Source organism: Hafnia psychrotolerans (genome assembly GCF_014639435.1).
GTDB lineage: Bacteria > Pseudomonadota > Gammaproteobacteria > Enterobacterales > Enterobacteriaceae > Ewingella > Ewingella psychrotolerans.
In genome coordinates this window covers 225,595-248,701 of record NZ_BMFZ01000009.1, presented here as the reverse complement: position 1 = coordinate 248,701, position 23,107 = coordinate 225,595, and the positions used below count along the sequence as shown (strand labels likewise).

The following is a 23,107-nucleotide window of genomic DNA, read 5'->3' as shown; positions in this document are numbered from 1 at the left end:
CATGTTGTAGGTGATGTTTAAACCCCAGCAATAAACATTAGTAACTCATTTTTATTTTTAAGGCCAAGCTTCCTCAATGCTTTAATTTTTAAAGCACTGACCGTTTTGTAACTAACTTGCATGGCGTTTGAAATATCTTTCAATTCCAATCCATCTTTTATACTCATTAAAACATACCACTCCTCCTTGGTGATTCTGAAACTTCCTTGAACGTGATTTAATTTATCCCAATTCAGATGTGGCATATAAAAGAGAATTTCCATTTTCTTTCGCCATGCTTTTAAAGATTCATTTGTCGAAATGAACTCATCAGCAGCGTAGTGGATCTGAAATAAAGGTGTTATTTTTTCTGTATAGACCAGAATTTTAGTTTCGCTATATTTTTCTTTTATGCTTCTTGTGAAGTTAAGCGAGTCAAAATAAAAACTAAAAATATTTCCCTGTGAGACATGTGCAAATATAGCATCCATGTGGGATTCATTAATTATTTCTGAAGCAGCCGAAAAATCAGCAACTGCTGTTATAAAACCAATGTCAGGTTTTGTTTCTGAAATCAAAGAGGCAATGCCTCGCCGTGTGTAGCGGCACTTTTCGATGATGAGTACGTTTGTTTTTTTCGAACGTCCGCTCTTATTGTTTTCTATGCAATTTTTCATGCTCTCGGCCTCCAGCCAACCAACGTCCTTAACCATCAAAAGCGCGGGGTTATTATTCAGATCAGGCTAATGATGTTCAATTCATATGAGTTATTTGCTCATATAAAAAATTATATTTCACTTCTATGCTCTATTTTGGAATAAAATTCTCATTTTTAGATTGAAATTGCATATTTTTAGCATAAAAAACTACTTAAAAACCAATTGTAGCCTTAAGTTCTAATAAACATATTTATCAGAGATAAGAAAGTTCATAGATTAATCCTATGTCTCAGGGTTTTTTTCCTAAATCTATCTTAACAACCAAATTTAAACGCTTCTTAAACTTGGTTATTTTAGTGTAAAACGCCTTAAGTTGAGTTTATTTTGGAATGATATTCCAATTTATATCTAATTTACGGGATAAAAATTATAAATAAGCGTTTTTAGTCTGCTTTGTACATATTTTATGCTTTACATAAAAAAAGAGTAATAATCTGAATCTTATTACTCTTCGAAAAATAATAGAATAATACCAAGAGAAAAATCAGAAATTTCAATAAGTTGATTAATCTCCGGTTGTTCATGGTTTTTTATTTACCTTCGTGATTATAAATATTCGTGTATAAATTTCTAACCATAAGCATGATCTGGATCAATTGTTCACATGCTCAATATTGCCTAATGTATGGTGACTTTGTTTAACCCTATACGTCACTCGAGTTTAATTAACTGCGCCTAAAAAGCGTGAGCAGGTGCGTTACGTTATGACTGAACATCAGGCCAGCGAACGACGCGGGTGCTGGATTATCGGTATTCGTCTGCGGGGTATTGTCATGCAAAAGCAGGAACGTCGGTGAGCGGGTATTTGGGGCAGGTTGAGCGGGCGGACTACGTTTTGCCTGGTAGTGAAAGTATCGACAAGTAAGATTTATGTCGCAGAGTTAATAAGTAAGTCTTCACTTATGCCAAAAAGCCGGCACACAGGTGCCGGCGGAGAAGAGAAGATCAGAACGAAGAGAGTTTGTAAGGTCGATAGGTTGCCAGCCAGAATTCGCTATCCAGCCGACTTTGCAATGTCTCTTCCGAGACCACCGACGCAACGCCTTCGCGTTGAGCTACGCGTGCGACTTCCGCTGCAATCACTTTTGATACTTTCTGAATATCACCAAGTGCAGGCAATAATGAACCCTGACCGGTTGTCGCCAGCGGAGAAAGGCTGGCCAGCGCCTGACTGGCGGCCAGCAGCATACCATCGGTCACTCGGCGCGCTTTTGACGCCAGGATCCCCAGACCCAACCCCGGGAAAATATAGGCATTGTTGCATTGCGGGATTGCGTACGTACGGTCCTGATAATGAACCGGTGCGAATGGGCTTCCGGTCGCCATCAACGCCGCGCCTTCTGTCCAGACGATCACATCCTGCGGACGTGCTTCGGCGCGGGAGGTCGGATTAGACAGCGGCATAATGATCGGATGATGGCAGTGATGGTGCATCTCGCGGATGATCTCTTCGGTGAATAGCCCCGGCTGCCCGGAAACACCAATCAGAATCGTCGGTTTGGAGTGACGGACGACATCGAGTAAAGAGATATTTTGCGGTTCGACCGGCCACTGGCTGATCTTGTCCTTGTGAGTGACCAGCTTGCGCTGGAAATCGAGCAGATTCGGCATGTCATCGGTTAACAAACCAAAGCGGTCCACCATAAAGACCTGACTGCGCGCTTCGTCCTCCGTCGCGCCTTCGGCAATCATCTGCGCGATGATCTTCTCGGCAATACCACAACCGGCAGATCCCGCGCCGAGGAACGTCACGCGCTGGTCACGTAACTGTGTTCCGGCAGCATGGCTGGCTGCGATCAGGCAGCCTAATGTGACGGCTGCCGTCCCCTGAATATCATCATTAAAACAGCACAACTCATTGCGATAACGTTCAAGCAGAGGCATTGCATTCGTCTGGGCAAAATCTTCGAATTGCAGCAGCACATCCGGCCAGCGCATTTTCACGGCTTGAATGAACAGATCCATAAAGTCGTTGTATTCGCCGTCGGTGAGTCGCGGATGGCGCCAGCCCATATACAGTGGATCGGCAATGCGTTGCGCATTATTGGTGCCGACGTCCAGCATGATCGGCAGCGTATTGGCCGGATTGATGCCGCCACAGGAGGTATAGAGTGATAATTTGCCAATCGGTATGCCCATGCCACCAATACCCTGGTCACCCAGTCCGAGAATACGCTCGCCGTCGGTAACGACAATTACCCGAATGTCGTTCTTGGAGAAGTTTTGCAGCATCTCATCAATGTGGTCGCGATCGGGATAGGAAATGAACAGGCCGCGCGCACGACGATAAATATCCGAAAAATGTTCGCATGCTTCGCCAACGGTCGGGGTATAGATGATCGGCAACATCTCTTCCAGATGTGAACTCACCAGGTTATAGAACAGCGTTTCGTTGGTGTCCTGGATATTGCGTAAATAGATGTGCTTGGAGATATCACGTTTAAAATCAGAAAATTGGGAATATGCGCGGTCAGTTTGTTCACTGATGGTTTCAACCTGATTGGGTAACAGGCCGTTGAGGTTGAGTGCCAGACGCTCATCGCGAGTAAAAGCGGAGCCTTTGTTCAGCAGCGGATTTTCCAGTAAAAGCGAGCCGGTATAATGTGTGTAGAGTGGGCGTTTTTTTAACATCACGTAAAGCCTTGGTGAGTTTGAACTCAGTTATTCTCCGGAGTGTTGTGTCGCTGTCTCCAGATCCCTTGCAGTAAAATCCCATTATCAATTTAATTAAAATTCATATATTCAATGGCGCATGCTCGGCCGACTTCGAATAAACATTTTCTAAATGAATGTTTTTTCTTTTTTATAGCATGAGGAACGCTAATATTCTGATTACTTAAATTTCTAAAGTTTTTTAATACTTACTTTTGGTAATTTACTACATAATGTTGTTGGATTTTTCAGGATATATCAAAGCAATCCATGATAATGTTTAAACTTAATCAGTATTAGCGAGATTTGACTTAACTGATTGTTTTTTATTGTTATTTTAATTAAGTAATTATTGTTATTTTAGTCTAATAGACTGATGTGATGATTGTCACAATTACCCTGCTTATTAACGGATATAAATACTCGCCACTTTGTTTGTCCGATTCACGATAAAAAGAAAAAGGTATATTATGCCATCTTTACTCTTATCTTCCTTATTCCCTTTGGTTTTTGTGATGTTGTTAGGCTGGTTGAGTGGAAAGCTCGGTTATATGAAACGTGATGACGCGACCGTATTAGCCACTGTGGTGATTCGATTTGCGTTGCCCTTACATCTTTTTATCGGCGCACTTCACACGGATCCTCACAAAATACAAAATATGTCTTTTATGGCGGTACTGGTGATCGGGCTGATGGGCTCCTATCTCCTTACGCTGTGTATTTCTCGTTTCCTGTTTCGTCACGATATCAAGACCAGTGCTATCAAGTCTCTGGTTTGCGCATTCCCTGATATGGCATACTTTGGTGCGCCTGTTCTGGCGGTGCTTATCGGTCCGGAAGGTTTTCTGGGCGTACTTATTGGCAATCTGATCACCAGCGTGCTGATGATCCCGCTGACTATCGTCCTGATCCGCATGGGGGATAAAAACAGTGAACAGTCGGATCAGGGAAGCCTGGGAACGATGATCCTGGCAAACTTGTTCAACGCGGCGCGTAACCCGATTGTCTGGATCCCGGTACTTGGTGTAGTGATGAGTCTGGCGGGGATTAAAATCCCTGAGTTGCTCTCCTCCTCCGTTGAAATGATGGGCAAAACCGCCGGCGGGATTTCACTGTTCGCGTTGGGGCTGCTGTTCTTTGGCGAACGCCCAATACTGAACATCCATACGTTTACGAATATTGGCATCAAGAATCTGATTCAGCCTGCAATGATGGCCGCAGCGGGGATGGCATTTGGACTCAGCCATACACTGATGCAGCAGGTGGTGATCATTGGTGCGACGCCATCGGCCATTGCCGCGGGCATGTTCGCGGTACGTAGCGATACGTACGTGGAATCGGCGTCTTCTTCGATCTTGATCGGCACGGCAGTCGGGATTGTGACGGAAGGGGTGATGATTTATATGATGTCGTAGGGGCGGTTGAAATCAGGTTGCTTTGTCAGAGGTGATGTTTTAACAGGATCAGCAACTATCTCAAAAACTGCCAAAATTGAGATAGTTTGCGATAGTTATCCGCCTTCCCTTGATCATCAATAATAAAAAAAGCCCGCCGTTTCCGGCAGGCTTTTTGTTTATCGTAAGGACGGTTTTATTACTTCACGCACTTCGCGCAAGTATTGGCATGGATCTGTTCGAAGAAGTCGTTGCCTTTGTCATCCACCAGAATGAACGCCGGGAAGTCTTCGACTTCGATTTTCCAGATCGCTTCCATACCTAACTCAGGGTATTCCACGCATTCCAGACTCTTGATGCTTTGCTGAGCCAGAACCGCTGCCGGGCCGCCGATGCTGCCCAGATAAAAGCCACCGTGTTTGTGGCACGCGTCTGTCACCTGTTTGCTGCGGTTACCTTTTGCCAGCATGATCATACTGCCGCCGTTAGCCTGTAACTGGTCGACGTAGGAATCCATACGACCCGCAGTGGTTGGACCGAGGGAGCCGGACGCATAACCTTCAGGTGTTTTCGCTGGGCCCGCGTAGTAGATCGGATGATCTTTGATGTACTGCGGCAAACCTTCGCCGTTATCCAGACGCTCTTTCAGTTTGGCGTGAGCAATATCGCGGCCAACGATGATAGTGCCGCTGAGAGAAAGACGAGTAGACACCGGATACTCGGAAAGCTGAGCGAGAATGTCGGTCATCGGACGGTTCAGATCTACCTTCACGACACCGGCTTCCCCTTGCTGACGCAGGGATTCAGGAATGTATTGACCCGGATTGTCTTCCAGCTTTTCAATCCAGATACCGTCGCGGTTAATTTTTGCTTTGATATTACGGTCAGCGGAGCAGGAAACACCCATGCCGACCGGGCAGGATGCGCCGTGACGTGGCAGACGTACTATGCGGATATCATGGGCAAAGTATTTACCGCCGAACTGTGCGCCCAGACCCAGGTTCTGCGCTTCAACCAGCAACTCTTGTTCCAGTTTCACGTCACGGAATGCCTGGCCATGTTCGTTGCCTTCGGTTGGCAGACCATCGTAGTAGTGCGTGGAGGCCAGTTTCACGGTTTTCAGCGTCGCTTCAGCTGAGGTCCCGCCGATCACAAACGCAATATGGTAAGGCGGGCAGGCCGCCGTTCCCAGTGTGCGCATTTTTTCCACCAGATAGCCTTTCAGCTTGGCCGGGGTGATCAGCGCTTTGGTTTCCTGATACAGATAGGTTTTATTGGCTGAACCGCCGCCTTTGGCGATACACAGGAATTTGTACTCATCGCCATCGACGCTGTAGAGGTCGATTTGCGCCGGCAAGTTGGTGCCGGTGTTCACTTCTTTGTACATATCCAGCGCGGCGTTCTGCGAGTAGCGCAGGTTGTCTTCGATGAACGTGTTGTAGACGCCTTTCGACAGACTGGCTTCGTCGCCGCCGCCGGTCCAGACGCGCTGGCCTTTTTTACCCATGATGATCGCGGTGCCGGTGTCCTGACAGGTCGGCAGAATGCCTTTCGCGGCGATCTCGGAGTTTCTCAGGAATTGCAGCGCAACATATTTGTCATTTTCGCTGGATTCAGGATCGTGAAGAATGGAGGCCACTTGTTGCTGATGCGCCGGGCGTAGCATGAATGATGCGTCATGGAAGGCATGCTGTGCCAGTAAAGTCAGGGCTTCTGGTTCGACTTTTAAGACGTCTTCACCGCCAAAATGGCTCACAGAGACGTGATCTTTGGTCAGCAAGTAATATTCGGTTGTTTCTTTAGTAACGGGGAAGGGATCTTGATAATGGAATGGTTTATTCGACATTTTTTTCTCACTTTATCCGTTATTGCCGCCACTAGCAGAACTTCTCGTTTCGGGTGAATCAGGGATAAATCGGGCGACGTTTTTATGCTTTCTCTATGTTGCCAGCCTTATACACAGGCTGGCAACGAGGTTTATATGTTTTCTTCCAGTAAATGTTCTGTTAATGCTTTGTTGGAGGTTTTATCACCTACTTCAGAACATCATTATCATCCACGGATAACCAATCAACAGCAGCGCGGCGAGGAAAATGGCCCCGAAGATGGTGCCCAGACGCCAGTAGTCTTTGGTTGGCAGGTAGCCGCTGCCGTAGTAAATCGGGCTTGGGCCAGTGCCGTATGGCGTGATGATCCCCATGATACCCAGTGATGTCACCATCAGCAGACAGAACACTTGCATGTTGATGCCAGGAATGGCAGCACCGATGGTCAGCATGGCCGGTAAAAGCGCGGTGGTATGCGCCGTGGTGCTGGCGAACAGGTAGTGCAGCAGGAAAAACGCCAACAGCAGCACGATAGTCGCGGTGCCCGGAGAAATGCCCCCCATTGTCGCGGCGCCTTCTTTCCCTAACCAAGCGATGAAGCCGGTACGAGATAAGCCGTCAGCCAGCGCAACGAGCGTAGCGAACCAGGCAAAGGTATTCCAGGCCGGTTTGTTACTGGTGATATCGTTCCAGTTCAGAACGCCGGTCCACAACATCAGAACGACGACGAGCAGGGCAGCCATGGCCGGTTCAATAAAGCTGGAAGCAAAAATCCACATCGCTAATGCGCTACAAACAAACACCAGCAGCAGGATTTCGTGAAGGGACATTCTGCCCAGTTTTACCAGTTCAGCCGTAGCCCAACGCGGCACTTCGTCATTCGTTTTAACTTCCGGCGGATATAACCAGTATGCCAACAGCGGCATGGTCAGCAGCAGCAGCAAACCAACCGGCAAGAAGGCTAAAAACCACGAACCCCAGGAAATACTGATCCCAGTGATGCTTTTCACAATGCCCAGAGCCAACAGGTTAGGTGCCAGTGCCGACATGAACATTGAGCTGGTGATACAGGTCGCGGCGATCGCGACCCACATCAGATAAGAACCGATTTTACGTGCGCTCGGGTCATTAGGTTTGGAGCCATACAGCGGTGGCAAGTTAGCAATAATCGGATAGATTGTGCCGCCGCTGCGCGCGGTGTTGGAAGGCGTGAACGGTGCCAGTAACAGATCGGCAAACATAATGGCATAACCGAGAGTCAGGCTGCGACGACCAAGATATTTCACCAGAATCAGCGCCAGACGGCGGCCGAAATGGGTTTTATCGTAGCCTGCGGCAAACATGAACGCACCGAAGATTAACCATACTGTTGAGTTACCGAAGCCACTTACCGCCCATTTAAAGGACTGTGACGCCATTTTGAATTTAGGGTCAGCCAGTTCAGCCGGGCTGAACAGCAACCACTGACTGAATAAAGCAATGACCACAACGCCTGTCAGGCCGATAACCGCACCGGGTAGGGGTTCGAAGATTAGGCCGACAATCACACCCACAAAGATGGCGAAGAAATGCCATGCATGCGGCTCTAATCCGTCGGGTGTGGGAACGAGTAACAATAACACTGCAACCAGCACAGGTAATAACATCAGAAGCAGGCGGTTTTTTTTGCCACTTGCCCCTTTTTTTACCGGCGGTGTAACCGTAGTTTTTGAGATATCTGTCATTTTATTTGTCTACAAGTAGTTGAGAATAGGTTTGCGGATGCATAGGTAAGATTATTATTATTTTTGCGTGACGAATTTCACTTTAGTTTCCAATGATGGTATTTAAAGAGATCCATTAACATTGTTTATGTTTAGTAAATTTCATCCCCATTGAGAGTGAGTAAATATCTATATAATGCGATTTTTGTATTTATGACTGTTGATCTCGATCAAGAAAATACGGGGCTGTTAAATTTAAAAAAGGGGAATGAGAATGGCTACGGGCTGTATTTTAATCGTATGGATTATCTCTTTCCTGATGGGACGGGATGCTTCTAAACCCTATGAGAGAAAAAGGGCGGTAATCGCCCCCTAAAACGCAGTGGCTGACGGTACATTTCACTTGCAGCCAAACCTTATGCCACTGGGCAAATGTAATGTTTTTCCCTTCAGATAGAGGCAAAAGAGACCGCAGTTTAAATTGATGTGATCATTTAGCAGCATAATTAACAATAATTTAATAATGCAGGCATTCCATTAATGGATAAATAGTTAATTAACTAATGCTACACCTTTTGTAGCTAAAAATATCGCTATATTACGCGTATGACATCGGCAGAAATTAAAATTAATAAAATAAATCCGATAACGAATTCACAGATTATTAAATATTTTCTAAATTTGGAGCTGGATATTATGAGCCATAACCCGCAATTATTGAGTCCGTTCACTCTGCCAAATGGCACCGTGCTGAAAAACCGTGTGCTAATGGCACCGATGACCACCTGTACCGGCTTTTACGACGGTACCGTCACCCGTGAGCTGGTGGAGTACTACCGCGCACGTGCTGGCAGCATCGGGACGGTGATCGTCGAATGCTGCTTTATTGATGACAAAGGGTTGGCGTTTCCCGGTGCGATTGGCATCGACAACGACAGCAAAATCGACGGTTTAGCAAAAATCGCCGACGCCGTGAAATCTCAGGGTTCCAAAGCCGTGTTGCAGATTTATCACGGTGGCCGCATGAGCGAACCTAAACTGATCGGCGGCCAGACGCCGGTTGCACCAAGCGCACTGGCCGCGCCGCGTGATGGGGCTGCCACACCGGTCGCGCTGAGCGCTGAAGAGGTTGACGGCATGATCACCAAGTTTGGTGAAGGCGTGCGTCGTGCCATTGAAGCCGGCTTCGACGGTGTGGAAATCCACGGTGCTAACACCTATCTCATTCAGCAATTCTTCTCGCCGAACTCCAACCAGCGCGACGACAAATGGGGCGGCAGCCGCGAAAACCGCGCCCGTTTCCCGCTGGCCATTCTCGATATCACGCACAGCATGGCGCAGAAACACGCCGATTCCTCTTTCATCATCGGTTACCGTTTCTCGCCGGAGGAGCTGGAAGAGCCGGGTATCCGTTTCGCCGATACTCTTTATCTGCTGGAAAAGCTGGCGGCGCGCGGCCTGGATTACCTGCACTTCTCACTGGGTTATTCATTGCGTCCTTCTATCGTCGACACGACGGATCCCACACCGCTGATCGACAAATATATCGCCATGCGTTCTGACACACTGGCGAAAATCCCGGTGATGGGGGTAGGCGGCATTGTCAACAAAGACGATGCCGATCTGGCAATGGAACATGGCTACGACCTGGTCGCCATCGGCAAAGCGTGCATCGCCTATCCAGACTGGACCGACCGTGTAGCCAGCGACCAGAAGCTCGAATTGTTCATCGACAGCACTCAACGCGAAGCGCTGACCATCCCTGAACCGCTGTGGCGCTTCTCGTTGGTGGACGCGATGATCCGCGACATGAGCATGACCTCGAAGAAATTCAAAGCCGGCGTGTTCCAGGAAACAGTGCAAGATCCGGTCAATGCGCTGGCGATTAACGTCAGTCTTGAAACCGACCGCATTGCGGATATCGAACTGCAAGCGGGTGGTGACGTTGACGTGGAATTCACCACCAGTTTTGAAATTATCCGTACCCGTATTCTCGATGCCAACAGCCCGCATGTTGACGCGGTGACCGGCGCGACTGAGCAGAGTGAAGCGGTGAAAAAAGCCGTCTCGAAAGCCATTGCCAAATCCTGCAAAGCACAGTTGCTGGAAGAGGGCGGCAGCCTGTCTGAGCCACAACGCTACGACGTTGTGGTGGTCGGTAGCGGCGGTGCGGGTCTTGCAGCAGCCATTCAGGCATGTGACGAAGGCGCGAAAGTATTGATTGTGGAAAAAATGTCTACCATCGGCGGCAATACCATCAAGGCGTCGGTCGGCATGAATGCTGCTGATACCCGTTATCAGAAACTGAAAGGCATTACAGACAGCAAAGCGTTGTTCTATCAGGAAACCCTGAAAGGTGGCCAGTTAAAGAACAACACCGTGCTGCTGAAAGAGTTCGTGGAGCGCGCGCCTCAGGCGGTTGAATGGCTGGCAGAGCACAACATTGAACTGAGCGACATCACCATCACCGGCGGTATGAGTATCGACCGTACGCACCGTCCTGCGGATCGTAGTGCTGTCGGCGGCTTCCTGATCAGTGGTTTGGTGAAGAACCTCAACAAACGCAATATCGACGTGATGCTGGATACGTCCGTCACCGACATCCGTTATCACGACGGGGCTGTGCAGGGCATTGAGCTGCTTAATGACGATAACGAAACGCTGACCATTAACGCGAAAAGCGTGATTGTCGCCACCGGTGGTTTCAGTGCTAACAGCGAGATGGTCGTGAAATATCGCCCTGAACTGCATGGCTTCGTGACCACCAACCATAAAGGTGCAACCGGCAGTGGCATCGCGATTTTGCAGAAAATCGGCGCGGGCACCGTCGACATGGGCGAAATTCAGATTCACCCAACGGTTGAGCAAGGCTCGTCATATCTGATTTCCGAAGCCATTCGTGGCGGCGGTGCCATTCTGGTAAACCAGGCGGGTAGGCGTTTCTTCAACGAGATGGAAACCCGTGACAAAGTGTCTGCAAACATCATCGGCTTACCTGAGAAGTTCGCTTACGTGGTGTTTGATGAGCAAATTCGCCTGAATAACAAAGCGGCCGATGAGTACATCGCACGCGGTTTTGTCATCAGCGCAGATTCACCACGTGCACTGGCGGCCAAACTGGAGATGGATCACCACGCCTTTCTTGCGACGCTGGAAAGCTACAACGTGGCCGTCGACAAGCAGGAGGATGCAGAGTTTGGTCGTAAAACGGCGCTGCGTCACCCGATCCATCAGGGACCGTTCTACGCGATCCGCATCGCGCCGGGAGTACATCACACCATGGGCGGCGTGACCATCAACACCGACACCAGCGTGCTGGATGCGCAGGAGCAAGTCATCCGTGGCGCGTATGCAGCAGGTGAAGTGGCCGGCGGGATCCACGGTGCGAACCGCATCGGCGGGAATGCCGTTGCAGATATCATCATCTTCGGTATTCTGGCGGGACGTAATGCCGCCATTCACGCTCTGCGGTAACGGTTAACAACCTGCGTCACGCCTTGTGGCGCAGGCTTTCACTTCTTCAGTTCAGGTATTTTCTATGACGCCAGACGCCCGTGTGTATGCTTATTCCGCCGTTTTGATGGGCTCGCCCATTCTTCTCAAGCTGTTTGAGCATAACGAAAGTCTGGCCTCGCGCGTTTTCAGGCTCATCAAGCAGCAGGAAAACCTCTTTACGGTTAACCGGCACGATTCTGACGTTATGGCGATCAATCATGCGGCAGGGAGCCATGCGGTGGCGGTTAGCCCGCCGGTATTTCATCTGATTCAATGCGCGAAAACCGTCAGCTTGCTACCGGACAGCTGTTTCAACGTCACCATCGGCCCGCTGGTCAAACGCTGGAAAATTGGCTTCAGCGGTAACACGGTGCCTGACACCGATGAACTCCAGGCGTTGATCGCGCTGACGGATCCGCATGATGTGATCCTCGATCAACCGTCGCGCACCGTTTTTCTGCAAAAAGCCGGTATGGAAATTGACCTTGGGGCGATCGCCAAAGGCTATATTGCCGACGTGGTGAGGGATTTCCTGCATCAGGAACAGGTTCAGCATGCGCTGATCAATCTGGGCGGGAATGTGCAAACGCTGGGCGCGGGGGGAGAAGGTGGCTGGGCTATCGGCCTGAAGACGCCTTTTTCAGAGCCTGATGATCTCATTGGCGTGATTAACGTGAACGGTAAATCGGTGGTGACGTCCGGTATTTACGAACGCTATTTTGAACGTGACGGCCATCGCTACCACCACATCCTCGATCCTAAAACCGGCTACCCGCTGGATAATGAACTGCTCAGCGTAACCGTGATCTCTGATAACTCCATCGACGGCGATATCTACACCACGCTGCTCTATGGCATGGGGGTCAAAAAAGGCCTGCGGTATTTACAGGATATCCCGGACATCGAGGCTATTTTCGTCACCAAAGACCAGCAGGTGGTTTTCTCATCCCGGCGGCAGTTTACCTTCACGCCGCTCGATAGCCGCTACCGCCTGGTTTACTGACAGTATTGCTTCAGCAACGAATAATGTTCCGCTTGTAAACGATAGCGATACACCGGTCGGCCTGTCACACCGTAATGAATACTGGTAAACAGAATATGGCAGTCCGCCAGCCATATCAGGTATTTACGACAAGAAACACGCGAAATATTGACCGAGTGCGCCAGTTCATCCGTTGAGAATTCACTCTCAGGATGCGCATCAATCCACAGGCATAACGTACGCAGCGTCTGCGTGGTCAAGCCTTTAGGTAGCTTTTTGTTGTCAGCCACCGCCTGATTGTTGCCGTGAATTAACCGGTCAATGTCCGACTGCTCATAATATTGCTGATTTTCCATCAGCGATTTTTTCTGCCGCCAGCCAGTCAATGCCTCTTCAAAGCGGGAAAACTGGAAGGGTTTGATCAGGTAATCTACCACGCCATAGTTCAGCGATTTTTTGATGGTCTTTGCATCAGCTGCAGAAGAAATCACGATCACATCGATGGGACGTCTGGCATTGCGCAGTTCCGGGAGTAAATCCAGACCGTTGTCCTGCTGCATATATACATCCAGTAGAATCAGATCGATAGGCTGCTGTGTATTCAACACCATGTCTTTAGCCTGCTGTAACGTCGAGGCCGTTCCGCAGCAGGTAAACCCGGCAATCTGTCTCACATAGCAGCGGTTTAGCTCTGCGACCATGGCGTCATCATCGACTACCAGCACATTGATCATGCAGTTTTCCTCTCACCATCCCACGGAATTTGAACAAAAAATTGAGTATAAACGTCAGGTTCGGACTCAACGGCGATCGTACCACCAAGATTTTCTATTTGTTGTTTTGCCAGGAATAACCCAACACCGCGCTCAACGCCTTTGGACGAGAAGCCTTTTTGGAAAATAGCGTCCAGATGGTCTGCGGCAATGCCCGGACCATCATCGCTGACTACGCAGGCCAGCCAGCCATTCTGATAATGCAACAACACGCTGACTTCGCCATCGGGTTGCTCACCCAGCGCGTCCAGCGCGTTTTCGATTAAATTACCTAACACGGTGATCAGTGCTGCGATCTGGTTTTCATTGGTATTATCGGGCAAAAAACTGTCATCACTCAGCGTGAGCAGGTGCCGTATATCCGACGCACGGTTAATCTTGCTCAGCAGGAAGCCTGCGATCACCGGTGATTTGATTTTCAACAGCAAGGAGCCAATTTCGGCCTGGTAATTATTGGCCGTTTTGAGAATGTAGTCTTCAAGCTGCGTATAACTTTTCATATGCAGCAATCCAAGAATAACATGCAGCTTATTCATGAATTCATGTGAGCGTTCACGTAACGAATCTGCGTAGTTTACCATGCCGCTCAAACGCTGCATTAACTGGCTGACTTCGGTTTTATCCCTGAAGGTACAGATGGCACCAATAATGATGCCATTGCTGTGTACAGGCACGGTATTACTCAGCAGAGAACGGCCTTTGAAATTGATCTCTTCATCCCGTCTCGGGATCCCTGTGCGTAACACGTCGCGCAAATTGAGGATCAACGGTTGCGACTCACGATTATTCTCGGGAAGGGGGCTGATCTCCGTGCCAGTTTCCAGAAATATTTGCCGGGCTTCCTGATTGATGAGCGTCACCTGCGCATTATCATCCACAGCAATCACGCCTTCTTTGATGGATTGCAGCATCGCCTGACGCTGTTCAAACAGTGTCGATATCTCGTAAGGTTCAAGCCCAAACAGAATGCGTTTGAGCATTTTCACCAAAAACCAGGTGCCCAGCGCGCCGACCATCATGCCAAATAACACCGTCCACAGAATGCTCCAGCGACTTTTATTAATCTGCTCGGTCACTTTTACCAGCGAGATTCCGATCGCTACAACGCCGATCTGGTGGTGCTGATCGTCATAGATAGGCGTGAAGACCCGCAGTGCTTTGTCCAGAACGCCCTTATTGATTGAGACGTTCTCTTTGCCGAGCAATGCCGGACCAATATCTTTACCGATAAAATGGTGGCTGATCATCTCTGTATTCGGATGAGAATAACGGATGCCCTGCATATTGGTGACGACCACAAACAGCAGATCGTTCCTTTTCTGCACCGCGTTGGCGATGGGCTCAATCATGTCGCTGTCAGGCGGCAGAGAGAGGGCGTGCTTAATGTCGGGCAAATCTGCCAGCGTACGCGCTACCGCCAGCGCCTTATCTTCGACGCCATCGCGCGCGGTGTTACTGATCTGCACGAAATACAGCATATGCACCACCAGCAGGACGGAAATAATCACTGCGCTGATCATCAGGATGACGGAAGTGCTAAGTTTCATAGGGTGCTTACGCACCGGATGCGGCGAGTCGCTCATTGAAGTCCCGGAAACCATTGTTGATGGCTTATGGTCTACGTTTGCGACTCTGACGTCTACCTCAAATGAAGCGTCGAAGAGAGACGTGATACTTGCGTTTTATTTCTTACTCGTGAAACCGCAGCGCCACATTCAATGCATTCGCTGGTGAAACGACAATGCCGCTGTCTGTCTCGCTAAAACAGATATCGCCTTTACTCAGACAGGTGCGCAACTGAGCCAGGGATGAGACGGTGAACGCCAATGTGCTCATGCGCGATTGCCCGGAATAATCATCGGGCAGCGCGGTAAACTCGTGCTTAGCCTGCGCTGGCAAGATGAACCTGAGACGGGTTTTTCCTGCCTGCAGATAAAACGTGTCGCCTGTTTGGACTATTTCACGTCGCGGTGCGAATATCCGTGCATACACCTGTATGGCGTGCAGCGGATCATCGGCCACAATGACAAATTCACTCAACTCAAGCACACCGTTCGGATGCTGCTGCCAGACCGGTTGCCATACGGCGTCTGGCGTAAGATGCTGGCAGAAAAAACTGAACCCGTTAGGGATGTCGCAGGCGTTAATTCGTGTGATGCAAAACTGCGCGTCCTTAATGCCGCCATCGGGAAGCATCACGGGCCGGAAAAACGTTGTCGGTGGCTCACCGGCCAACTGGCAAGCCTCTAGATGCTGATAAGTTGTCTCGGCATCGTCGGTTTTCCAGACCAGGCCGGCTAAACCTGACGGCGGTTGCCATAAGCCTTTGGGGATGCTGGTGTTGTCTGAAGCCTCCGTCTCATAGCCGAGCAGCTCCAGGTAGTTCTCGCCAAATATCGCCAGATGGTTGCTCGATCCCATCGAGTGATGCCCGCGTGCGCTCAGTTGAAATCCCATGCGGGTAAATAACGCTTCGGCGTGGTCCAGATGACCATCTACGTTGATTACCGCATGGTCAACCACGGGAATTAATTGAGACATACAATGTTCTCCAGACCTGTTTTTATGTTGATATCAAAGGGTGAAGTCATGGTTTACGCCGTACGCCCCCCAAAATACAGTTCGCTCATGCGTGGGTCATTGAGCAAATCGTGGGCGTTCCCGGTCAGTGCGACTTTGCCAAGCGATAAAATATAAGCGCGGTCTGAGATATGCAGAGCTTCCATGGCGTTTTGTTCGACCATCAGAATCGTGACTTTTTCCAGCTGACGGATAACCTGAATCGCGTTGAAAACGTCATCGAGCATTTTGGGCGACAACCCGGCGGAAGGTTCATCCAGCAGCAAAATTGCCGGTTCCGGCATCAGTGCGCGGGTCAGCGCCAGGATTTGTCGTTCGCCGCCAGAGAGTGCCGAGGCCGGTGACTGCCATTTTTTACGCAGCAGCGGATAGAGTTCGCAAAGCTTCTCCATCCGCGCTTTGCGTTGTATCGGTGGTAAAAATTGCCCGCCGGTTTGCAGGTTTTCCGCCACGCTCAGACTGTTAAAAACATTATCCAACTGAGGCACAAACCCCAACGAACACTCGCGGACTTTACGGTGAATCGGGATGGCAGCGGTGTGTTGCCCGTTCAGTTGAACCTCGCCACGGCGTGGGGTCAGAAAACCGGCAATGCATTTAAGTAGGGTAGATTTCCCACAGCCATTGGGTCCCAGCAGTGTCACGATTTCGGCCTGCGAAACGTGCAGCGAAATCCCCTGCAAAATATCGACGCCCGGTGTGTAACCGGCGACAACCTCATTGAGTTTGATCATATGGCCTCCTTCAACGTGCGGCTTCCGCGCCCGAGATACGCATCCAGCACGTCCTGATTTTTAGCCAGATCATCAGGATGGCAATTGGCTACGATATGCCCGCGATCCAGTACGATACAGCGCTGACAGAGTGACTTAATAAAATGCATGTCGTGCTCAATGATCACCAACGAAATGCCCTGATGGCTTAGGGTGGTCAAGGTTTCAACCAGTTCCTGGCGCAAGTTTGGATGAACACCTGCCATCGGCTCATCCAGCATCAGAATGTCCGGTTCACCCATCAGCGCACAGGCAATACCCAGTAATTTTTTCTGGCCGCCGGAAAGTGCGGCGGCAGGTAAATCCCGAACGTGAGTCAGCAGCAAGGTATCGAGTAATGCCGTCGCTTTGATGCTGTCTTCGCGTTCTGCGCACCGCCCAGACGGAAGCGATAAGAGCCCGTTCCAGATACCGTGATACCGTGTTCCCGCTGACATGATCACTTCCATCACGGTCATTTTTGCAGGCATCGCCGGGAGCTGGAAAGTACGCGCAATGCCGCTTTTGATGATGCGGTGCGGCGGCATTTTGTCGATACGCTCCGTCCCAACGGTAATGGTGCCGCTGTCGATGGCAGTAAATCCTGAGATGACGTTGAGCAGGGTACTTTTCCCGGAGCCGTTCGGCCCCAGCAAACCCAGGATTTCCCCTCTTTTCAGGTCAAACGTGACCGATTTCAGCACCTGATTGCCGCCATAAGCTTTGCTGATATTATCTACGGTGAGCAATGTGGTCATGGCAGGATCCTCAGTTTCTCCGGGAGAATGCCACCCGGACGCAATAACAAACCGATCAACATCACCAGCCCTACCAGGCCCAGCCGAAGTGCGCCGGTTAAGTCAGAACTCATGTGCAGCAGATCTTTGGCGAAGGGAATAAAGTTGTACAACCCTTCAACCACCAGAACACCGGCCAGCACGCCACGGACATTACCGATACCGCCAATCATCACCATGCTCCAAATGAGGAACGTCTCAGAAGAGAGCAGGTAATCCGGGCTGACATAGTTGGTATACCAGGCGAGGAGCATCCCGGCGATAACGCACATGATTGCGCTACACATCAGCGCGCGGCATTTCAGCCACAGCAGCGAATAGCCCATGCACATCGCCAGTTGAGGCTGTTCACGCATCAGACGCAGAGCCCGTCCGAATCGGCTGGAAGCGAAACGCAGGGAAATAAAGGTGCAAAGGGCAACACACAGCAGGATCAGCACGGCGAAGACCATCACATCATGTCGCTGTTCGCCACTCGCCCACGGCGCCATAATGCCGCCAATGCCCTGACCACCACCGGTGAACGCTTCTTCATTAATCACCGAGATACGGATGATCTCGGCCAATGCCAGCGTGGCAATTCCCCAATAGTCCGCGGAAAGCTGGCGTCCGAGCAGCGCCATCGCAGCGGCAACGCCCATAGCCAGTGCGATCCCTGCGGGGATCACCACCCAGAGTGGCAGAGAAAACTGGCTACCGATCCCGATGGCGTAAGCGCCGATACCGACAAACGCAATGTGGCCAAAATTAAGCAGACCGGCGTAACCGGCCTGCAGATTCAGGGCCAGGGCAATCATCGCGTAGATACCTGCGATACAAAGAATATGCAGCAAAAATTCAGACACGGCGCACCTCCCGGTTGAATAAGCCATAGGGGCGTAACAAGAGAGCCAGTAGCAACATCACGAAAGAGGCGGCATTAATCCAGGTGGTTGGCATAAACACCATCTCCTGGCCGTATAACCATCCCCAGTTGATGTTGGTGACCAGCGTTTCAGTAACGGCAATCAGTAACGCGCCCAGAATGGCGCCCATCGGATTACCCAGTCCGCCAAGAATCGCGGCGGCCAGCACCGGCAGCAACAGGTCATTTCCCTGATTGATATAGGCGCTGCTGGTCATGGCGATCAGTGAGCCTCCAACGGCGGCGATCATGCCGGAAATCATATTGACGGTATGGACGATGGCGTTGGCGTTTAGCCCGCAAGCGGCGGCCAGTTCGCGGTTACTGGACAGCGCACGAATGGAGCGTCCCTGAGGCGTGAAAAACAGCAGAACGTTGAAAATCAAAATGATGACGACGGTGGTGCCGAGGCTCCAGCACTCATCGACGGAGAGGCGGATCGTTCCCCATTGTAAAATGTGACCGACGGGCAGGTTATAGCTGACGGGTGCCGATCCTTCGACGCCGAGCATCAAGGCCATCATCACCATCGATACCGCAAGGGAGCCAATCATGGCGTTAGCCGCCCCGGCGCGGATCAGACGCTGAAACACCCAGTGATGAAGCAATATGGCTAAAATGCCGCACGACAGGGCTGAAAACAGCACCGCCAGCGAAAATGGCATCCCCATTTTCAGGCCGCCAGCCGTGAGAAAAGCCCCAACCATGGCGTACTGTACATGGGCAATATTGGCAAACCGCACCAGGCCGTAAACCAGACTGAGCCCGAGAGCAACCAGTGACAAATCTGCCGTGCGGATCAACGTATCAACAATAAACTGAAACATGGTGATTTCCTGAGAAAAGTGACATAAGGAAACGATCGCGCCATCGTGCGTTAACGTGCTACTGGCTGGCCGTCGAGGGCTTTCACTTTCAGGTACGGTTGAGACTGACGCTGATTATCGGCGTCCAGGTTGAGTGTCCCGGTCAGGCCGGTAAACTGTGGCGCGACAGTTTTCATTGCGGCGATCAGTGCAGCCGGGCTGGCACTTTGCGCTTTATTGATCGCGGCCGCAGCCAGCATGATGCTGTCATAGGCGTAGCTGCCATAAACGGAACGCGGCTTTTCATGGAAGCGTTTCTGATAGTTCTCGCTGTAACTCTGACCTTCGGTTTTCTTCGCCATCCCGGAGACTTCCATGCCGATTTGTCCGTTAGTGTACTGCGCTGGGGAATCCGCAATTGCCATGGTCAGATACATGCCGTACCACGGTGTGTGGCTCAGCCCCAATTCCCAGGCTTCGCGGTTCAGGACAATGGCATCCTGACCATAAGTGGTATAGATGTAGGCGTCAGGTTTGGCGCGGGATATCTGCTCCAGCTCACGGCGGTAAGACGGCTGACCGCTGGCATAAAGGACTTTGGCGACGACTTTGCCGCCCAGTTTTTCAAATGCCTGTTTGAACTGTTGCGCCATTCCTTGCCCATAAGCGCCGTCGGGTGCGATGAACGCCACCTTGTGATAACCCAGTTTCCAGACATCTTCGGCAGAGAAGCGGGCGGAAAGGTCATCCAGTCCGATGACGCTGTAAGACGATTTACCAATTTTACGGATATCAGCGCTGGTACCGGAAATATTGATGTGAACCAGATTGTTTTTCACCAGAAACTGGCCGATAGGAATGGTCACACTGGAGGAGAAGTCGCCCACGACCAGCGGTACTTTATCTACCTGGGTTAATTTTCTGACCGCATTCAGCCCGGTAACAGGGCTTCCCGCCGAATCTTCTACCACAACATCCAGTTTTTGCCCGGCGACGCCGCCTTTGGCATTGAGATCTTCAACCGCCAGTTCAATGCCGCGACGCTGGTCTTCACCAATGCTGGCACTGGTGCCGGTCAACGGCAGGATCGCACCCAGCTTGATGTCAGCGAAGGCGGGATGAGTCACGCTCAGAATGGTCATGCTGGTTATCGCAGACAGAACGAGGTTACGGCGAAAACGAGTGTTCATGTTGTATCTCCGGCTTTTATGTGACGCTATTTGAAGTTCGGCATCGTCAGAGCCCTTATCGGGCGGAGCGGATGGCGTATTAGGTTCTCTGGTGTGACGCAAAGTATGAACACTGAAGTTAATAAACAAGTGCATACACTTATGTTTACAGGAAAGTTCTATGCCATGTTCGCAATCTTCTGTGGTGGGTCATCGATATAGACGAGAAAAAGAGGAAATAGTGAAGAAAAACAGAGTGGATTGGCCGGAGATAAATAAACAAGCCGTCATGACTGATTGTTTATTTATCAGTTTTATTAAATTTTATTTTTACCGTTTCAATTATTTCACTTTTTTAGAGCAATAACCGCACTACAATAGTGCATATAAGTCGGTCATCGAGTAATAACACCTTTCTAAATATTATATGGATATTAATTACATGTAAAACAATGGGTTGTTTTAGTGAATGCAAAAGTGTATGCAATCTTATGTTGAGCCGACTTTATCACTGTGCTATCAATTAAAACGTTATCTGTCATTTTATCCCTGCTTAGGTTTTTAAAAATCACGTTCTAAAGAGTGACAAAAATAATAGCGTCATCAGAAGATTAAGTAGAAAAGGAGACAACGTGATCGTTCCCAAGAAAAAGTCCCGCAGCGCGGATAGCGTAGAAAAAGTGTATGAAAAAGTGAAGCTGCTGGCCATCGACTACCATTTTCGCCCCGGCGAGCGTGTTAATGAGGTTGAGCTTGCCGGTCAACTGGGGGTGTCGAGAACACCGGTGCGTGAGGCGCTGACCCGCCTGTCTAAAGACGGTTTTATGAGTTTCGTGCCCAATCGCGGATTTTATGCACGAGATATTACGCCAGAAGGTGTGCGGGAACTGTATGAGGTGCGCATGGTGATTGAGCAGGCGACATTCCGCTTTGCCTGCCAACGTGCCAGCGACGAAGACATTGCCGCAACAGCCGTGATCTGGGAAGAGGTCAGCCAAAAGCAGTCTGATACCAGTGAGATCACCGACTGGTCTGACATTGCGCAGGCGGATGAATGGTTTCATATGGAAATCGCCCGTATTTCGCAAAACTCGCGCCTGTACGAAATGCTCGACAGCCTTAACTCCTTAATTCGTTTCTTCCGCCGTATTGATCTGGAAACACCGAGCCGGCGTATTAATGCCTACGATGAGCATGTCGACATTATTTCTGCGCTGCGTCATCGCGATGTAGAAAAAGGCGCGCAATTAATTGAACGCCATGTCTCACTCAGTGCGGAACATGCGGTTGAAGTCACCAAAGAAGGGCTGGCGAGGATCTATTTTGGCAAGAAACAGGCACTGTGACGTTGTTGTTTCGCACTATGCGCCGGTCTGAAAAGCCACCTGCCTATCAATACAGACCACCACAGAGGATCTATGGCTGCCATTTCTCAACATATTATTGACCAGGCAAAGGGCTGGCGACGGGATTTCCATACCCGGCCTGAACTGGGCCTGAAAGAACAGAACACGGCGCAAAAAATCAATGAACTGCTGGTCGCTTTTGGCCTTGAAGTACAGAGCGGGATCGCCGAAACCGGCATTGTCGCGACGTTGCGTAATGGCGACGGGCCATCGATTGGCCTGCGTGCCGATATTGACGCCTTGCCGATTCAGGAACTCAACGATTTCGAGCACATTTCTCAGAACCCGGGTTTGATGCATGCCTGCGGTCACGATGGTCATACCGCCATTTTATTGGGCGCGGCACGCTATCTGAGTGAAACCCGCCATTTTCGCGGCACCGTACACTTTATTTTTCAGCCCGCCGAAGAGAACGCCGGCGGTGGGCAGATGATGGTGAATGAAGGGCTGTTTGAACGTTTTCCGATGCGGGACGTTTACGCTATGCATAACTGGCCAGGTTTGCCGGTAGGGGAAGTCGCGGTAAGTCAGGGGCCGATGATGGCCTCACAGGACAATTTCTACATCACACTGACCGGAATAGGCTGCCATGCGGCAATGCCTGAATTAGGGGCCGATCCGGTGGTGGCGGGCGCGCAGTTGATTCTTGCGCTGCAAAGCCTGATTTCCCGCCGCCTGTCGCCACTGGAGCAAACGGTGATCAGCCTGACCCAGCTTCAGGCGGGCGAGGCAATCAACGTTATCCCAGAGACGCTGCATATGTCAGGTACTTTGCGCTGCTTAAGCAACGAAGTGCGGATGACATGCTGGCGGTTGATTGAAGAGTATGCCAAAGCGGTGCCGCTGCCCTATGGTGTCATAGGGGAAGTTCGCTGGGAGTTCGGTTATCCGGTGACCAAAAACCATCCGGCACAGGCCCATATTTTACGTGAAGCCGCGGAGAATACCCCCGGTATTCAGCAGGTACATTTCAACAATGCCCCATCGATGGCGGCAGAGGATTTCGCCTATTTGCTTGAGCGATGTCCCGGTGCTTATTTTTGGCTGGGCGCCGATGGAGCCAAGCCTTCGGCCTCACTGCATAACGCACGTTATGACTTTAATGACGATCTGATCCCGCTGGGTATCGGCATCTGGGCGACGCTGGTGGAGAGATCGTTGAAGAAATAA

Annotated in this window: 17 protein-coding genes; 5 read left to right on the top strand and 12 right to left on the bottom strand. The window is 50.3% G+C overall.

What is annotated here, in order from left to right:
* Positions 1-17: 17 nt before the first annotated feature.
* Both IEV89_RS16835 and IEV89_RS16830 read right to left on the bottom strand, forming a co-directional pair.
* Entirely contained in the window at positions 18-656 is a 639-nt protein-coding gene (locus IEV89_RS16835) for a helix-turn-helix transcriptional regulator (RefSeq protein ID WP_188474674.1), read from the bottom strand.
* A 987-nt stretch (positions 657-1,643) separates the two neighbouring features.
* The gene (locus IEV89_RS16830; RefSeq protein WP_188474673.1) at positions 1,644-3,329 is read right to left on the bottom strand and encodes an NAD-dependent malic enzyme; all 1,686 of its coding nucleotides are present in this window, start codon (positions 3,327-3,329) and stop codon (positions 1,644-1,646) included.
* Positions 3,330-3,820: 491 nt separating this feature from the next.
* Between IEV89_RS16830 and IEV89_RS16825 the strand changes: the two genes are divergently transcribed.
* Positions 3,821-4,765, top strand: a complete 945-nt coding sequence (locus IEV89_RS16825; protein WP_188474672.1) for an AEC family transporter — start codon at positions 3,821-3,823, stop codon at positions 4,763-4,765.
* A 178-nt stretch (positions 4,766-4,943) separates the two neighbouring features.
* On the opposite strand, the gene fumA is transcribed toward IEV89_RS16825, so the two are convergent.
* Both fumA and IEV89_RS16815 read right to left on the bottom strand, forming a co-directional pair.
* Complete coding sequence (fumA, locus tag IEV89_RS16820) at positions 4,944-6,590, bottom strand: class I fumarate hydratase FumA (RefSeq protein WP_188474671.1); 1,647 nt, start codon at positions 6,588-6,590, stop codon at positions 4,944-4,946.
* 192 nt (positions 6,591-6,782) lie between these two features.
* Complete coding sequence (locus tag IEV89_RS16815) at positions 6,783-8,294, bottom strand: anion permease (RefSeq protein ID WP_188474670.1); 1,512 nt, start codon at positions 8,292-8,294, stop codon at positions 6,783-6,785.
* A gap of 675 nt (positions 8,295-8,969) precedes the next feature.
* Between IEV89_RS16815 and IEV89_RS16810 the strand changes: the two genes are divergently transcribed.
* Both IEV89_RS16810 and IEV89_RS16805 read left to right on the top strand, forming a co-directional pair.
* Entirely contained in the window at positions 8,970-11,747 is a 2,778-nt protein-coding gene (locus IEV89_RS16810) for a flavocytochrome c (RefSeq protein WP_188474669.1), read from the top strand.
* Positions 11,748-11,811: 64 nt separating this feature from the next.
* A complete protein-coding gene (locus IEV89_RS16805; protein WP_188474668.1) occupies positions 11,812-12,771 on the top strand; it encodes an FAD:protein FMN transferase in 960 nt (319 codons plus the stop codon).
* On the opposite strand, the gene dcuR is transcribed toward IEV89_RS16805, so the two are convergent.
* The 8 genes from dcuR to IEV89_RS16765 all read right to left on the bottom strand — a co-directional run bounded on the left by dcuR (position 12,765) and on the right by IEV89_RS16765 (position 20,552).
* Positions 12,765-13,484, bottom strand: a complete 720-nt coding sequence (gene dcuR / locus IEV89_RS16800) for a two-component system response regulator DcuR (protein WP_188474667.1) — start codon at positions 13,482-13,484, stop codon at positions 12,765-12,767. The two genes, IEV89_RS16805 and dcuR, sit on opposite strands and share 7 nt — an antisense overlap.
* Positions 13,481-15,106: a sensor histidine kinase gene (locus IEV89_RS16795; RefSeq protein ID WP_188474666.1), complete on the bottom strand. Its 1,626-nt coding sequence runs from the start codon at positions 15,104-15,106 to the stop codon at positions 13,481-13,483. Before IEV89_RS16795 ends, dcuR begins: the two co-directional genes overlap by 4 nt.
* Before the next feature lie 106 nt (positions 15,107-15,212).
* Positions 15,213-16,064, bottom strand: coding sequence for a VOC family protein (locus IEV89_RS16790; protein ID WP_188474665.1), 852 nt, complete (start codon positions 16,062-16,064; stop codon positions 15,213-15,215).
* Between the two features lie 53 nt (positions 16,065-16,117).
* On the bottom strand, positions 16,118-16,837 hold the full coding sequence (locus IEV89_RS16785; protein WP_188474664.1) for an ABC transporter ATP-binding protein: 720 nt from the start codon (positions 16,835-16,837) through the stop codon (positions 16,118-16,120).
* Positions 16,834-17,613, bottom strand: coding sequence for an ABC transporter ATP-binding protein (locus IEV89_RS16780; RefSeq protein WP_188474663.1), 780 nt, complete (start codon positions 17,611-17,613; stop codon positions 16,834-16,836). Before IEV89_RS16780 ends, IEV89_RS16785 begins: the two co-directional genes overlap by 4 nt.
* Entirely contained in the window at positions 17,610-18,497 is an 888-nt protein-coding gene (locus IEV89_RS16775) for a branched-chain amino acid ABC transporter permease (RefSeq protein ID WP_188474662.1), read from the bottom strand. The genes IEV89_RS16780 and IEV89_RS16775 overlap by 4 nt, the downstream gene beginning before the upstream one ends.
* Entirely contained in the window at positions 18,490-19,383 is an 894-nt protein-coding gene (locus tag IEV89_RS16770) for a branched-chain amino acid ABC transporter permease (protein WP_188474661.1), read from the bottom strand. The genes IEV89_RS16775 and IEV89_RS16770 overlap by 8 nt, the downstream gene beginning before the upstream one ends.
* A 50-nt stretch (positions 19,384-19,433) precedes the next feature.
* Positions 19,434-20,552, bottom strand: coding sequence for an ABC transporter substrate-binding protein (locus IEV89_RS16765; protein WP_188474660.1), 1,119 nt, complete (start codon positions 20,550-20,552; stop codon positions 19,434-19,436).
* A 611-nt stretch (positions 20,553-21,163) separates the two neighbouring features.
* Between IEV89_RS16765 and IEV89_RS16760 the strand changes: the two genes are divergently transcribed.
* Positions 21,164-21,877, top strand: a complete 714-nt coding sequence (locus tag IEV89_RS16760; RefSeq protein ID WP_188474659.1) for a GntR family transcriptional regulator — start codon at positions 21,164-21,166, stop codon at positions 21,875-21,877.
* Between the two features lie 72 nt (positions 21,878-21,949).
* Positions 21,950-23,107, top strand: coding sequence for a M20 aminoacylase family protein (locus IEV89_RS16755; RefSeq protein ID WP_188474658.1), 1,158 nt, complete (start codon positions 21,950-21,952; stop codon positions 23,105-23,107).